General features: G+C 67.9%; 16 protein-coding genes. 6 read left to right on the plus strand and 10 right to left on the minus strand.

What is annotated here, in order from left to right; translation table 11 throughout:
• Positions 1–36: 36 nt before the first annotated feature.
• Both sigM and OED52_RS20665 read left to right on the plus strand, forming a co-directional pair.
• Positions 37–618, plus strand: coding sequence for an RNA polymerase sigma factor SigM (sigM, locus tag OED52_RS20660; protein ID WP_264152679.1), 582 nt, complete (start codon positions 37–39; stop codon positions 616–618).
• A gap of 53 nt (positions 619–671) precedes the next feature.
• Positions 672–1,433 carry a hypothetical protein gene (locus OED52_RS20665; protein WP_264152680.1) on the plus strand — a complete coding sequence of 254 codons (762 nt, stop codon included), beginning with the start codon at positions 672–674 and terminating at the stop codon, positions 1,431–1,433.
• Here the strand turns inward: OED52_RS20665 and OED52_RS20670 are convergent.
• A complete protein-coding gene (locus tag OED52_RS20670) occupies positions 1,430–1,990 on the minus strand; it encodes a TetR family transcriptional regulator (RefSeq protein ID WP_264152681.1) in 561 nt (186 codons plus the stop codon). The two genes, OED52_RS20665 and OED52_RS20670, sit on opposite strands and share 4 nt — an antisense overlap.
• A gap of 108 nt (positions 1,991–2,098) precedes the next feature.
• On the opposite strand from OED52_RS20670, the gene OED52_RS20675 reads away from it, so the two are divergent.
• The 4 genes from OED52_RS20675 (at position 2,099) to OED52_RS20690 (ending at position 6,118) form a co-directional block, all read left to right on the plus strand.
• Positions 2,099–3,298, plus strand: a complete 1,200-nt coding sequence (locus tag OED52_RS20675; protein WP_264152682.1) for an NADH:flavin oxidoreductase — start codon at positions 2,099–2,101, stop codon at positions 3,296–3,298.
• A 176-nt stretch (positions 3,299–3,474) separates the two neighbouring features.
• Positions 3,475–4,443: a thioredoxin-disulfide reductase gene (gene trxB, locus OED52_RS20680; protein WP_264152683.1), complete on the plus strand. Its 969-nt coding sequence runs from the start codon at positions 3,475–3,477 to the stop codon at positions 4,441–4,443.
• A 40-nt stretch (positions 4,444–4,483) separates the two neighbouring features.
• Positions 4,484–4,807, plus strand: coding sequence for a thioredoxin (gene trxA / locus OED52_RS20685; RefSeq protein ID WP_264152684.1), 324 nt, complete (start codon positions 4,484–4,486; stop codon positions 4,805–4,807).
• 132 nt (positions 4,808–4,939) lie between these two features.
• Positions 4,940–6,118, plus strand: coding sequence for an N-acetylmuramoyl-L-alanine amidase (locus OED52_RS20690; protein WP_264152685.1), 1,179 nt, complete (start codon positions 4,940–4,942; stop codon positions 6,116–6,118).
• Between the two features lie 62 nt (positions 6,119–6,180).
• Here OED52_RS20690 and OED52_RS20695 read toward each other — a convergent pair whose 3' ends face one another.
• The 9 genes from OED52_RS20695 to rpmH form a co-directional block, all read right to left on the minus strand.
• A complete protein-coding gene (locus OED52_RS20695; protein ID WP_264152686.1) occupies positions 6,181–6,876 on the minus strand; it encodes a GNAT family N-acetyltransferase in 696 nt (231 codons plus the stop codon).
• A 58-nt stretch (positions 6,877–6,934) separates the two neighbouring features.
• Positions 6,935–8,131: a ParB/RepB/Spo0J family partition protein gene (locus OED52_RS20700; RefSeq protein WP_264152687.1), complete on the minus strand. Its 1,197-nt coding sequence runs from the start codon at positions 8,129–8,131 to the stop codon at positions 6,935–6,937.
• Complete coding sequence (locus OED52_RS20705) at positions 8,128–9,099, minus strand: ParA family protein (RefSeq protein ID WP_318841894.1); 972 nt, start codon at positions 9,097–9,099, stop codon at positions 8,128–8,130. Before OED52_RS20705 ends, OED52_RS20700 begins: the two co-directional genes overlap by 4 nt.
• 618 nt (positions 9,100–9,717) lie before the next feature.
• A complete protein-coding gene (gene rsmG, locus OED52_RS20710) occupies positions 9,718–10,398 on the minus strand; it encodes a 16S rRNA (guanine(527)-N(7))-methyltransferase RsmG (protein ID WP_264152688.1) in 681 nt (226 codons plus the stop codon).
• A 115-nt stretch (positions 10,399–10,513) separates the two neighbouring features.
• Entirely contained in the window at positions 10,514–11,056 is a 543-nt protein-coding gene (locus OED52_RS20715) for a Jag family protein (protein ID WP_264152689.1), read from the minus strand.
• Between the two features lie 22 nt (positions 11,057–11,078).
• Positions 11,079–12,173 carry a membrane protein insertase YidC gene (yidC, locus tag OED52_RS20720; protein ID WP_264152690.1) on the minus strand — a complete coding sequence of 365 codons (1,095 nt, stop codon included), beginning with the start codon at positions 12,171–12,173 and terminating at the stop codon, positions 11,079–11,081.
• Between the two features lie 69 nt (positions 12,174–12,242).
• Positions 12,243–12,533, minus strand: a complete 291-nt coding sequence (yidD, locus tag OED52_RS20725; RefSeq protein WP_264152691.1) for a membrane protein insertion efficiency factor YidD — start codon at positions 12,531–12,533, stop codon at positions 12,243–12,245.
• Complete coding sequence (rnpA, locus tag OED52_RS20730; RefSeq protein WP_264152692.1) at positions 12,530–12,925, minus strand: ribonuclease P protein component; 396 nt, start codon at positions 12,923–12,925, stop codon at positions 12,530–12,532. The genes yidD and rnpA overlap by 4 nt, the downstream gene beginning before the upstream one ends.
• Before the next feature lie 20 nt (positions 12,926–12,945).
• Positions 12,946–13,089, minus strand: coding sequence for a 50S ribosomal protein L34 (gene rpmH, locus OED52_RS20735; protein WP_006550910.1), 144 nt, complete (start codon positions 13,087–13,089; stop codon positions 12,946–12,948).
• Between the last annotated feature and the right edge of the window lie 493 nt (positions 13,090–13,582).

Genomic DNA, 13,582 nt, shown 5'->3' on the forward strand with positions numbered 1-13,582 from the left:
CGCGTGCGAATTTTTGGGGGGATCGCAGGTGTCGCCGTGCCCGGCGACGACCAGGGTGGGGACGGGTTCGTCTCGGACGCCGAACTGCTCGCCGCGCACGTCGCCGGCGACCGGTACGCGTTCGAGACCCTGCTGAACCGGCACCGGGACCATCTGTGGCAGGTCGCGCGGCGCACCAGTTATTCGGCCGAGGACGCCGCCGACGCGCTGCAGGACGCCCTGTTGTCGGCGCACCGGCGCGCCTCGGGGTTCCGTGAGGACGCCGCGGTGCGCAGCTGGTTGCACAGCATCGTCGTCAACGCCTGTCTCGATCGGATCCGCCGCAACCGGGTGCGGGCGACCGTGCCTCTGTTCGAGGACGATTCGGACGACCTGCGCACCACCCGGGATCCGATCCACGACACCGAGATGTCGCTGGACGTCGAGTCGGCGCTGTTCGCCCTGCCGCCGGATCAGCGGGCCGCGATCGTCGCGGTGGATGTGGAGGGATATTCGGTGCGGGAGGCGGCGCGGCGGCTGGGGATCCCGGAAGGCACGGTGAAGAGCCGCTGCGCGCGGGCCCGCAGTCGCCTCGCGGTTCTTCTTGTCGATCTTCGGAACGAGGGGAACCGAATCTGATCGGAGGGCGTCTTACCCTGGTGAGGCACCCGAGTCGCGGAGGAGAGTCGCGCATGACCATGGACGAGGAACGACGTCCGCGAGACTCTGCCGAGGAACGACGTCCGCGAGACTCCGCCGAGGAACGACGTCCGCGAGACTCCGCCGAGGAACGACGTCCCCCCTTCTCCCACGACCTGCTGGCCGACCTGCACGCCGGGGTGCTCGACGACGATCTCGCCGCCCGCCTGTGGCCGCTCGTGCGGGCCGACCCCGAGGCCTCCGACTTCCTCGCCCGGCTCGACGCGACGCGGGGGCGGCTCGCTGCCCTGCGGGACGCGCCGCCGAGCGAGGAGATGCCCGCGGAGGTCGCCGGACGGATCGGGGCGGCGCTCGCGGCGGAACGTTCGGCGCCGGCCCGCGGTGCCGCGTACCGCCGCTGGTTCACGGCGGCGGGTGTCGGTCTCGCCGCCGCGGTGGCTGTGATTCTCGTGATCGTGGTGCGTGGAACGGCTTTCGGGTCCGACGGGTCCGTGCCTCCGCTCGCGTCGGCCGAGGAGGCCGCGGTGCTCGAGCCCTCCGCACTGCGCGCGATGATCGGGCACACCGGACTGGGGCCTCTCGCAGAGGAGGGACGTCTCCGGGAGTGCCTGTCGGCCAACGGTTTCGACGACGGTCGTGTGCCCTTGGGATCGCGGGAGGTCCGGTACCGCGAGCACGACGCCGTGCTCCTGCTGTTGAGCGGGCCGGAGTCTCCGAGCCTGACCGCACTGGTGGTCGGAACCGAGTGCAGTGCAACGGATCCGGCGACACTGGCGCGCGAGGAGATCGGTTAGTCCTCGTCGGCGACGGTCGAGAGCAGTTCGAGGATCCGCGCGCGGAGGGCGGGGGTGTCGTCCTCCGCGGCGATGAGCCCGGCGAACAACGCCGATCCCGCGGCCATCACAAGTACGGCGCGGGCGTCGAGTTCGGCGTCGCCGTCCGCTCCTTCGGTGAACAGGGCGGTGCTGGGGCCGCTGAACGTGCGCCACAGGGTGCTGCGGAGGTCCTCGTGGTCGCGCAGGGCGGCGAGCAGTCCGGGCAGGGCCGCGCGCACCTCGGGGCGCGCGAACAGTTCGATGCTGCCCGAGACCACCCATTCGATCCAGCCCTTGCGGTCGATGCCGTCGTAGGGGGTGAGGTCGGGGGCCGAGCCGAGGAGGGCGTCGAGCACCAGGTGGGCCTTGGTGGGCCAGCGGCGGGTGAGGGCGGCGCGGCCGACTCCGGCGCGGGCGGCGACGCCGCGCAGGCTCAGTCCGTCCCAGCCGTGCTCCCGGAGCATCTCGCGTGCGGCGGCGAGGACGTCGGCGTCGATACGGGGGTCGCGGGGGCGTCCGGCGGTGGTGGGCGGCATGTCTTCCGTGTCGGTGGGATGTACGAGTGGGATTCGGGGTGGCAGCGACTGTGACGAGCGTTATAGTCGAAGCACAATTACGGTACCACTGGCATCGAAAGTAGGGGCATGTCTTCGCCGCGACCCACCGTGTTCGAACCGGCCCGTCTCGGACCGCTCACCCTCCGCAACCGCATCGTCAAAGCAGCGACCTTCGAGGGTGTGATGCCCCGTGGCGCCGTGAGCGACGAACTCGTCGAATTCCACGCCGAGGTCGCGCGGGGAGGTACCGCGCTCACCACCGTCGCATACTGCTCGGTGTCCCCGTCGGGACGCGTCCACCGCGACACGCTCGTCCTCGACGCCCACTCCGTACCCGGCCTGACCAGGCTCACCGACGCCGTCCACGCAGCCGGGGGCCTGGCCTCCGCGCAGATCGGCCATGCCGGGCTCGTCGCCAACCAGATCTCCAACCGCATGAAGACTCTGGCGCCGTCCACCCGCTTCAGCGCGCCCGCGATGGGCATCGTCCAGGGGGCGAGTCTCGAGCAGCTCGACCGCGTCGTCGAGGACTACACCCGGGCCGCCCGGTTCGCCGTCGAGGCCGGCTTCGACGCCGTGGAGGTCCACCTCGGCCACAACTACCTGCTCAGCTCCTTCCTGAGCCCCAACCTCAACAAGCGCACCGACATGTACGGCGGCACCCTCGCCAAGCGCACTGCCTTCCCGCGCCGCGTCCTCGAGGCCGTGCGCACCGCGGTGGGGGAGCAGGTGGCGGTGATCGCCAAGTACAACATGACCGACGGCGTCCCCAAGGGCCTGTGGCTCGACGAATCACTGCCCATGGCCAAGCTCATCGAGGCCGACGGCACCATCGACGCGATGGAACTCACCGGCGGCAGCTCGCTGCTCAACGGCATGTACTTCTTCCGCGGCGACGTCCCCATGAAGGAGTTCGTCGCTTCGCAGCCTAAGGTCGTCGGCTGGGGCCTGAAGGTCTACGGCCCGAAGATCTTCCCGAAGCTGCCCTTCGAGGAGGCCTTCTTCCTGCCCATGGCCCGGCAGTTCCGGGAGGAGCTGAAGATCCCGCTGATCCTGCTCGGCGGCATCAACCGCATCGACACCATCGAGACCGCCCTGGATGAGGGCTTCGAGTTCGTCGCGATGGGCCGGGCCCTGCTGCGCGATCCCTATCTCGTCCGCAAGTTCGAGGAGAAGGTCGCGCACGAGGGGCTGTGCATCCACTGCAACAAGTGCATGCCCACGATCTACACCGGAACCCACTGCGTCATCCGCGAGACGCTGCGCGACGTTCCCGGCGCCGTCTAGGGGCACCCGGGTCGGCCGGTGCCCGTTCGTACCGCGTGACTGTGGTGGGACGCACGGCACGGAGGGAACAACACCGTTTACCCTGGTGTTGACAGATTCTGTAGGCTGCCGTCCGGCTTCGGCCGGGCAGCCGCCGTCCCTGTGCCCTCGACAGACCACCCGGAAGGCTCCGCCGTATGACGACCTCGCCCACGATTCACGACCTCATCATCGTCGGTTCGGGACCGGCCGGCTACACCGCGGCGATCTACGCCGCCCGCGCCGAACTCTCGCCGCTCGTGTTCGAGGGCACCCAGTTCGGTGGCGAGCTCATGACCACCACCGAGGTCGAGAACTTCCCCGGGTTCAAGGACGGCATCATGGGCCCCGAGCTCATGGACCAGATGCGCGAGCAGGCGCTGCGCTTCGGCGCGAATCTGCGCACCGAGGACGTCGAGGAGATCGACCTGACGGGTGAGGTCAAGACCGTCGTCGCCAACGGCGAGACCTACAGCGCCCGCGCCGTCATCCTCGCGATGGGGGCCGAGCCGCGCTATCTCGGCGTGCCGGGGGAGGAGCGGCTCCTCGGCCGCGGTGTCTCCGCCTGCGCCACCTGCGACGGCTTCTTCTTCCGCGACCAGGACATCGCCGTCATCGGCGGTGGCGACTCCGCGATGGAGGAGGCCACCTTCCTGACCCGCTTCGCGCGCAGCGTCACCCTCATCCACCGCCGCGAGGAGTTCCGCGCCTCGAAGATCATGCTCGAGCGTGCCCGTGCCAACGAGAAGATCCGCTTCGTCACCAACGCGAAGGTCGTCGAGGTGCAGGGCGAGAACAGCGTCACCAACCTCGTCCTCGAGGACACCGTCACCGGCGAGCACAGCGACCTCGCGGTCACCGGCATGTTCGTCGCCGTCGGCCACGACCCGCGCAGCGCGCTGGTCAAGGGCCAGGTCGAGCTCGACGACGAGGGTTACGTGAAGGTCGCCTCGCCGTCCACCGCCACCTCCGTGCCCGGCGTGTTCGCCGCCGGCGACCTCGTCGACCGCAGCTACCGTCAGGCCATCACCGCCGCCGGCACCGGCTGCTCGGCCTCCATCGACGCCGAGCGCTGGCTCGTCGCGAACCGTGAGGTGCCCGCACCGACGCTGTCGTCCCAGGCCTGATCCACCCCCGCATCCAACCCTCGAGACCCAGGAGAATTCCGTGGCCAACACCGTCACCATCACCGACAAGACGTTCGTCGAGGACGTACTGCAGTCGGACAAGCCCGTCCTCGTCGACTTCTGGGCCACCTGGTGCGGTCCGTGCAAGATGGTCGCGCCGGTTCTCGAGGAGATCGCGGCGGAGCACAGCGAGAAGCTGACCGTCGCCAAGCTCGACATCGACGAGAACCCCTCGTCGGCGCGCGACTACCAGGTCATGTCGATCCCGACCATGATCCTGTTCTCGGGCGGCAAGCCCGTGAAGACGATCGTGGGCGCGAAGGGCAAGGCGGCGTTGCTTCGGGATCTCGCGGACGTCCTGTAGTACCGTCCCAGGATCAGTTCTCGGACGGACCCGCGGGTCCCGCACTGCGCGGGTCCGTCCACGAAACTTCCCCGCTCGATGCTGCCCGCCCCAGCCGGGCACACATCCGGTCAGCACGGAAAGGCCCGATACATGCGCCCTCTTCGTCACGGCGACCACGGTCCGGCGATCGCCGAGATCCGGAACACCCTGGCCGGTTTGGGTTTCCTGCACCAGCGTCCCGAGGACTCGTCCGACTGGATGGAATCGGACGCCGTGTTCGACCACGAGCTCGACAGCGCCGTCCGTGCCTTCCAGCAGCAGCGCGGTCTGCTCGTCGACGGGATCGTCGGTCCCGCCACCTACCGCTCGCTGAAGGAGGCGTCCTATCGCCTCGGTGCGCGCACCCTCATGTACCAGCTGTCGGCTCCGCTCTACGGAGACGACGTCGCCGCCCTGCAGACCCGCCTGCAGGATCTCGGCTTCTACGTCGACCGCGTGGACGGCTACTTCGGCCCCAAGACCCACGAGGCCCTGTGTTCCTTCCAGCGGGAGATCGGTCTCGCCTCCGACGGCATCTGCGGCGCCGAGACCTTGCGGTCCCTCGAACTGCTCGGCACCCGGGTGTCCGGGGGATCGCCGCACGCGATCAGTGAGGAGGAGATCGTCCGCCGGTCCGGGCCGCAGCTCAGCGGTAAGCGGATCGTCATCGATCCGGGTCTCGGCGGCGACACCCACGGCATCATCGTGCCGAGCCCGCACGGCCCGATCTCCGAGGCCGATATCCTCTGGGATCTCGCGCGCCGCCTCGAGGGTCGCATGGCCGCGACCGGCATGGAGACCTTCCTGTCGCGCCCGTACCACGTGAATCCCACCGACATCGAGCGCGCCGGCACCTCCAACGCGTTCGGCGCCGACCTGATGATCTCGCTGCGCTGCGACGCCAGCCACAACCCGCTCGCGAGCGGCATCGCCAGCTTCCACTACGGCAACGCGCACGGCTCCGAGTCGATGATCGGCCAGGTGCTGTCGGGCTACATCCAGCGCGAGATCGTCGCCCGCACGACCCTCCAGGACTGCCGCAGCCACGGCCGCACCTGGGACCTGCTGCGCCTGACGAACATGCCGACGGTGCAGATCGATCTGGGCTACCTCACCAACGAGCACGACGCCCGGCTGCTCGCCGATCCGCGCAGCCGCGACATCATCGCCGAGGCGATCCTCATCGCCGTCAAGCGCCTGTACCTGCTCGGGCAGGACGATCAGCCCACCGGCACCTACACCTTCGCCGAGCTGCTCGCCGAGGAGCTGTCCATCTCCGACAGCCGCTGACCGAGAGCGCATACGCCGAGGGCCCCGACCGCAGTGCGGTCGGGGCCCTCGCAATATCCGGGCTAGTGGGCTCCGGCCCCTACCGTGCTGCCCGCCGTCAGTCCCGCCATCGTCAGCGACGCCTCCTCGAGCAACCGGTCGAGCGCGGCTTCCACGGCGACCTTCCACTCGTGATCGCGGTCCAGTTCGAGCCGCAGCCGGGGGTAGCGGTGGTGCGGCGCGACCACCTCGAAACCCATCTGCTCGAGGAAACCCGCGTCGATCATGCACTCGCGGTCGGAGCACTCCAGCGACGCGGTCGCGGTGGGCAGGTCGTCGCTCGGCTCCTCGTCGCCGTGCCGGTACCCGAACGCCTCGATCGCACGCACGTTGCGGCGGACCATGTCGGAGATGACGGCGCGCACCAGGTCGACTCCGACGTCGAGATCGGCCGCGTGCGGTTCGATGCGCAGCGACGTCAGCAGGATGGCGTCGGGGCTGACGGGAGAGGTGGGGAAGTCCTTCGCCCGGGGCACCATGCCCGGGGGAGCGTAGAAGGCGCAGCCGGCGACCTTGTCGCCGAGCGTCGCGATCTGACCGCACGATCCCCATTCGAGGAGGACCATGGACAGCCAGGCCTCCTTCTCGAATTCGGGATCGCACAGGCCCCGCAGTTCGGAGGACGAAGCAGGGTCCGTCTCCCAGAACACGCACCGCCGCGCATGAGCAGGCAACTGCTCGATACCACCCAGCGTGAGCGGTGACACTAGAGTCGACACGGGATTACTTCGCCTCCACGTCTTTGTCTACAGACTGTTGTCCTGCTCCGACGGGGAGTCAAGAATTGCGGGTCTGCGACTCCATCATCTTCACGATCCGTTCGAGATCGTCGACCGATCCGAACTCCACCACGATCTTGCCCTTGCGCTTGCCGAGGCTCACGGTCACCCGCGTGTCGAACGAGTTCGACAGCCGCTCGGCGACATCCTGCAGACCCGGCATCTGGATCGGCTTCCGGCGCTTCGGCTGCGGGGTGTCGACGGCACCGTTGCGGTTGGCGAGCACGACGGCTTCCTCCGTCGCCCGCACCGACAGCCCCTCCGCGACGATGCGGGCGGCGAGTGCCTCCTGCGCGTCGGGGCCGGCCTCGAGCGCCAGCAGTGCCCGGGCGTGACCGGCGGAGAGGACTCCCGCCGCGACGCGGCGCTGCACCGCGACCGGCAGCTTGAGCAACCGGATCATGTTGGTGATGACGGGACGCGACCGGCCGAGGCGGGCGGCGAGTTCCTCGTGGGTGACCTCGAACTCCTCGAGCAGCTGCTGGTAGGCCGCCGCCTCCTCCAGGGGGTTGAGCTGCACCCGGTGGATGTTCTCGAGCAGCGCGTCGCGGAGGAGATCCTGGTCCTCGGTGTCGCGCACGATCGCCGGGATCGTGTCGAGCCCGGCCTCCTGGGCGGCACGCCAGCGGCGCTCGCCCATGATGAGCTGGAAGCGGTCGCCGTCCTCGAGACGACGGACCACGATGGGCTGCATGAGCCCGAACTCGCGGATCGAGTGGATCAGCTCCGAGAGCGCTTCCTCGTCGAACACCTGACGGGGCTGTTTCGGGTTCGGCTCGATCCGTTCGATCGGGATCTCGAGGTACACCGCCCCGGCGGGGGAGGGGAGGGGTTCGGTCCCGGCCCCGACCGCGTCCGACTTCTGCTCCGTCTTCGTCGTCTCGGGTTCGCTCGGGGCGGGCTTGCCGTCGCCGATGATCACGTCGGCGGCAGCGGACCCCAGCCCGGAGGACGGGAGGTTGATGGCGGGCGACGCCTGCCGGCGCTGACCCGAGGACTTGGACGACTTCGGCGGCGTCTTCGCGGGGGCGGACGTCGTCGCAGCGGGGGTCGTCGCGGCAGGGGTGGTCGCGGCAGGGGTGGTCGCGGCGGGAGTCTTGGGGGTCGCGGGCTGCTTCAACGCCTCCACCGGCGGGCCCGTCGGGATGAGAGCCGCCAGACCTCGACCGAGCCCGCCTTTACGTGTCGCGCTCATTCGTTCCCCTGTTTCTCTTCCAACCCGCGTGCCGCCAATTCGCGCCCAGCGTCGAGATAGCTCATCGCGCCGCGCGAACCTGGATCGTAGTCGAGAACCGTCATCCCGTACCCGGGAGCTTCGGAAACCTTCACGCTGCGGGGGATGATCGACCGTAGGACGATGTCGCCGAAGTGGGAGCGGACCTCGGACGCCACCTGGTCGGCGAGCTTGGTACGACCGTCGTACATCGTGAGGAGCACGGTCGACACGTGCAGTTCGGGGTTGAGGTGCGACTGCACGAGCTCGATGTTGCGCAGCAGCTGCCCGACGCCTTCCAACGCGTAGTACTCGCACTGGATCGGGATGAGCACTTCCTTGGCGGCGACGAGCGCGTTGACGGTGAGCAGACCGAGCGAGGGCGGGCAGTCGATGATGATGTAGTCGTAGTCGCGGTCGCCGAGCGCTTCCTTGGTGAGCGCGTTCCGCAACCGGTTCTCGCGCGCGACCATCGAGACGAGTTCGATCTCCGCGCCGGCGAGGTCGATGGTGGCGGGGATGCAGAACAGCCGTTCGTTGTGCGGGCTCTGCTGCACGGCCTCCGCGGCGCCGATCTCCCCGAGGAGAATCTCGTAGCTGGAGGGCACGCCGGAGTAGTGGGGGACGCCCAGGGCGGTGCTGGCATTGCCCTGGGGGTCGAGGTCGACGACGAGGACGGTGAGCCCCTGCACCGCGAGGGCCGCGGCGATGTTCACGGCGGTGGTGGTCTTGCCGACGCCGCCCTTCTGGTTGGCGATGGTGAAGACGCGGCGCTCGCGCGGCTTCGGGAGGGCGTTCGCCTCGGTGGGGTGGAGGACCTGGGTGGCCCGCTGCGCGGCGGCACCGATGGGGGTGTCCATGGCGGAGAGGCCGTCGAACGGCACGGGGGAGAAGTCGTCCTCGACGCCTCCGGTTTCACGTGAAACAGCGGATTCAGATCCACCCGTCATAGAACACTCCTTACACGTAGATCCGCTCGGTTCGCACGCTACATCTCGCCGGTCCGGCTCGCGCGACATGCGAATCGGGTCGGACCGGGAACGAAGGACCGAAGTGTGGACGTGGGCCGTGAGTCCTTTTCGCCGGGGCGTCCCTGCCGCGCGCTCGCATCCTCGGTTCGCTTCAGTATTCCATCCGCATTCTAGGTGGCGACGCAGACATGCCCGGTTCCGGTTTCACGTGAAACACGAGCGCCGTGTTCCACAGGAATCACGGGGAGGGGAGTGGTTGTTTCACGTGAAACATCTCTCGTCGATCCGAACGGCCGCGCTCGGGGACGAAACCCGAATATCTTGGATTCCAACATATTTCATCGACAGGTTGTGTAAATGCTTGTGGATCAACATCTTTCGTAATCGCCGAATCCCCTCGGTAACAGTGACGACCCAAACATCACAGTGACGAAACGAGGGAAGGTATAGACATGGGTAGATCACGCGGCCGAATGAACCTATTTTCGTCGTAGATGTCTCGAGAAGATTCCTCGAGACATCTACGCACTGTCTCGGAAACGCAAAACCCCTCCCGACTCCGCGGGGGAGGGGAGGGGTTTCACGTGAATCAAACGATTATTTCCTCTTCCGCCGGCGGGCCGGACGCGGCATCCGTTCGGCCTTCACCACGATGGTGGGCGTCGGAAGCAGTTCGCCGCCGCACTCGAGCACCTCGAGATTGCCGGCACCGAGCCGATCGAGTTCGGCGTGATCACGCTCGATCTCCTCTCGAGCCGACGACCCCTTGAGCGCGAGCATGCGGCCGCCCTCGTGCACGAGGGGCAGCGACCACTTGGCGAGCTTGGCCAGGGGAGCGACCGCGCGGGAGGTGACGACATCGGCGCCACCCGCCTCCTGGAGCACGCTCGGCTGCTCGGCGCGTCCCCGCACGACCAGCACGTTCTCGATGCCGTTGCTCTCGATGAACTCGGCCAGGTAGACCGTGCGACGCAGCAGCGGTTCGACGAGCGTCACCTGCAGGTCGGGCCGGGCCAGCGCGAGAGGGATGCCGGGCAGTCCTGCGCCGCTGCCGACGTCGACGACGGTCTCGCTCTCCTGGACGAGTTCACCCAGCACCGCACAGTTGAGGATGTGCCGTTCCCACAAGCGGGGGACCTCGCGGGGCCCGATGAGCCCGCGTTCCACCCCGTCCGTCGACAACGACCGGTGATACCGCTGTGCGAGTTCGTACCGGTCGCCGAAGATCTGTTGTGCGACCGCCGACAGATCGGCCTCGTCCTGTTCCACGTGAAACATCCTTTCCTGTCGGCTCACTCGAAGACAATATCGAGGGCGGCGGAGCGTCCGTCGTGCATCCCGAAACGGAAAGAGGGACCCCGCCGAGCAGGGCCCCTCCGGTCGGCGAACCGACTCAATCCTTGACGATCACCACGCGGCGGTTCGGCTCCGCGCCTTCGCTCTCGCTGCTCACACCGTCGATCTTGGCGACGGCGTCGTGAACGATCTTGCGCTCGAACGGTGTCATCGGCTCGAGTTCCTCGCGTTGCCCGGTCTCGAGTACGCGCTTGGCGGCCGCGGTACCGAGGGCGGAGAGTTCCGCACGCTTGCCGGCGCGCCAGCCCGCGATGTCGAGCATGAGCTTGCTGCGCTCACCGGTCACCTGCTGCACGGCGAGGCGGGTGAGTTCCTGGAGAGCGTCGAGGACCTCTCCGTTGCGGCCGACGAGCTTGCCGAGATCCTTGCCACCGTCGATGCTCACGACCGCACGATCACCCTCGACGTCGAGATCGATGTCGCCGTCGAAGTCGAGCACGTCGAGCAACTGTTCGAGGTAGTCACCGGCGATCTCGCCCTCTTCGATGAGGTAGTCGTCGTCGAAATCGGCGTCCGCTTCGGGATCGCGCGCTTCGGTCACCGCGAGGTCCTCCTCCACCTTGTCCAGCTCACTGGCCATCTTCAGCTCTCTTCTACTCAGGTCAGCGCCGCTTGCGCTTGGAGTTCTTGGGGCGGCTTCCCGGCTTCGGGGCCGACGCACCGGACTTCGACGTCGAGGAGTCCTCTCCCTCGGCGGAAGCCTTCTGCAGCGACACGTCGCCACTGTCGACCGACGACTCGTCGGCGACGGCGTCGGTGGTCACCGCAGTGTTCTGGCCCTTCTTCTTCGCCTTGGTGGGGCGAGCGCCGGGCTTGGGAGCATTCTCGTTGCGACGGGCCAGCGCAGCGGCCTTCTTCTCCTCTTCCTCCTTGTCGATGCGGCGGAAGACGAGGTGCTGCTGACCGTACGTCCAGATGTTGTTGCTCACCCAGTAGATGATGATCGCGATCGGCAGGAACGGGCCGCCGACGAGCACACCGAGCGGGAAGACGTAGAGCGCCAGCTTGTTCATGATGGCGGCCTGCGGGTTCGCGGCGGCCTGAGCGCTCTGGCGGGCGACGGACGCGCGGGCGTTGAAGTGCGTGGCGACACCGGCGACGATCATCAGCGGCACGGCGACGGCCGCGATCTGCCAGCGGGTGGGGATGTCACCGAACGGGGCGAACGCCTCCAGGGAGGCCATCGGCTGCGTGATCCACGCCGAGATGGGGGCACCGAACAGGCGGGCGCTGAGGAACGACTGGACGTCCTCGGGGCTGAACGCGTAGTTGCCGAGCTGGGCATTCTGCTCCGGCGTCAGACCGAGCTGGCCGATGCCGGTACCGGTGCGGTTGAACGACCGCAGCACGTGGAACAGGCCGATGAAGACGGGCACCTGCAGCAGGACGGGCAGACAGCCCATCAGGGGGTTGAAGCCGTGCTCCTTCTGGAGCTTCTGCATCTCCAGTGCCATGCGCTGCCGATCCTTGGCGTACTTCTTCTGGAGCGCCTTGATCTGCGGCTGCAGTTCCTGCATCTGGCGGGTGGTACGGACCTGCTTGACGAACGGCTTGTAGAGGATCGCTCGCAGGGTGAACACCAGGAACACCACCGACAGCGCCCACGTCCAGCCGCTGTCGGGGGCCAGCACGAACGAGAACAGTTTGTGCCAGACCCACAGGATCCAGGACACGGGATAGTAGATGAAGTCGAGCACGGCTCTATGTACTCCTCTGGTCGTCCATGATCGCCACGGAGAGGCGTCGGTCTCGGGTCTCGGCTCCGGTCAGGTACCCACTGGGGACGACCGATGATTCCGTTCGGGTACCGGATCCCATCCACCAGGGTGCCAGGGAGCGCACTTGAGCAGGCGCACGACGGTCAGCACCGACCCGACGACGACACCCCGCGTACGCAGGGCCTCGACCGCGTATTCGCTACAGGTCGGCACGAAGCGACACGTGGGCATGCGGGTGGGCGACACATAGGTCCGGTAGAGCTCGATGCAGAAGATGAGGACGCGGGCCGGAGCAGACCGCAGCGTCCTCCACACGGATCCGTTCTGCTCGGTACTCACGCGTGGGTTCTCCTGTCGCCAGGAGCACCGGGGGACTCGAGGATCCCCAGGCGGGCGAGGCCGGAACGCACCTGCTTGTCGAGATCGCGGGACTCCGCCGTCGCCGCGCCCGGCAGGGCACGGACCACGATGTCGGTGTTCGAGGGGAGGGCGTCGACGAGACCGACACAGATATGACGAAGCCGGCGGGCGACTCGATGTCGAATCACCGCCGGCCCGACAGCCTTGCTCACGACGAATCCGAAACGCGGACCGTCGACACTCACCAAGAACTCGGACTGATCCCGTTCGAGAACGTGAACGACCAGGTCCCGCCGCCCCTGACGACGCCCCCGGCGGACGGTGTCCGAGAAGTCCGAGCGGCGCCGCAGTCGATACGGCTCAGGTAGCACCCCGAGCTCCCGTTAGGGAATCAGGCGGTGAGCGAAGCGCGGCCCTTACGGCGACGCGCCGAAACGATTGCGCGACCCGCACGGGTACGCATCCGGAGACGGAAGCCGTGAACGCGCGCGCGGCGTCGGTTGTTCGGCTGGAACGTCCGCTTGCCCTTGGCCACGGTCGACACTCCTCGATTGATCAGCGACGGCGGTAGTGGTCACCGTCGGCCCAACGTTTACGTAATTTCGCAGGAACCACCCGCTCCAGGAGAGCAGCGCAGATCCATCACCTCTGTATGAGTGACTGTTCGAGGCTACTCGGTCGCGGGCGCGAAATCAAACCGCGACCGGTCCGGGCGCGCAATGCGACACGCCGGATGCGACACGCCGGTGACCGGAAAGACGTCCGCCCCGAAGGGATGTGATCCGCACCACCGCTCCGGTACGCTTTCGGGCATGTCCACGACGGCGTACCGCGACTACCTCCGCAGTCCCGCGTCACGCACCGTCCGCCGACGATGTGCTCCCCACCGGTTGCTCGCCTGACGGGTGCCCGTCGGTTGCTCGCCTGCCGGCGACGGGTCTCCCACACCCCGGTGCGAGGCGCCCCGATTCCTGTGCCACACTGATCCCCGCCCTTCGCGGCCCCGCGAGATCCGATCGCGCACCGAT

The sequence above is a fragment of the Rhodococcus sp. Z13 genome, from assembly GCF_025837095.1.
Taxonomy (GTDB): Bacteria; Actinomycetota; Actinomycetes; order Mycobacteriales; family Mycobacteriaceae; genus Rhodococcus; species Rhodococcus sacchari.

Coding starts and splice junctions, on each gene's coding strand:
- OED52_RS20665 (WP_264152680.1), top strand. CDS start 672: ATGACCATGGACGAGGAACGACGTCCGCGAGACTCTGCCGAGGAACGA.
- OED52_RS20670 (WP_264152681.1), bottom strand. CDS start 1,990: ATGCCGCCCACCACCGCCGGACGCCCCCGCGACCCCCGTATCGACGCC.
- OED52_RS20675 (WP_264152682.1), top strand. CDS start 2,099: ATGTCTTCGCCGCGACCCACCGTGTTCGAACCGGCCCGTCTCGGACCG.
- trxB (WP_264152683.1), top strand. CDS start 3,475: ATGACGACCTCGCCCACGATTCACGACCTCATCATCGTCGGTTCGGGA.
- OED52_RS20690 (WP_264152685.1), top strand. CDS start 4,940: ATGCGCCCTCTTCGTCACGGCGACCACGGTCCGGCGATCGCCGAGATC.
- OED52_RS20700 (WP_264152687.1), bottom strand. CDS start 8,131: ATGAGCGCGACACGTAAAGGCGGGCTCGGTCGAGGTCTGGCGGCTCTC.
- OED52_RS20705 (WP_318841894.1), bottom strand. CDS start 9,099: ATGACGGGTGGATCTGAATCCGCTGTTTCACGTGAAACCGGAGGCGTC.
- rsmG (WP_264152688.1), bottom strand. CDS start 10,398: ATGTTTCACGTGGAACAGGACGAGGCCGATCTGTCGGCGGTCGCACAA.
- OED52_RS20715 (WP_264152689.1), bottom strand. CDS start 11,056: ATGGCCAGTGAGCTGGACAAGGTGGAGGAGGACCTCGCGGTGACCGAA.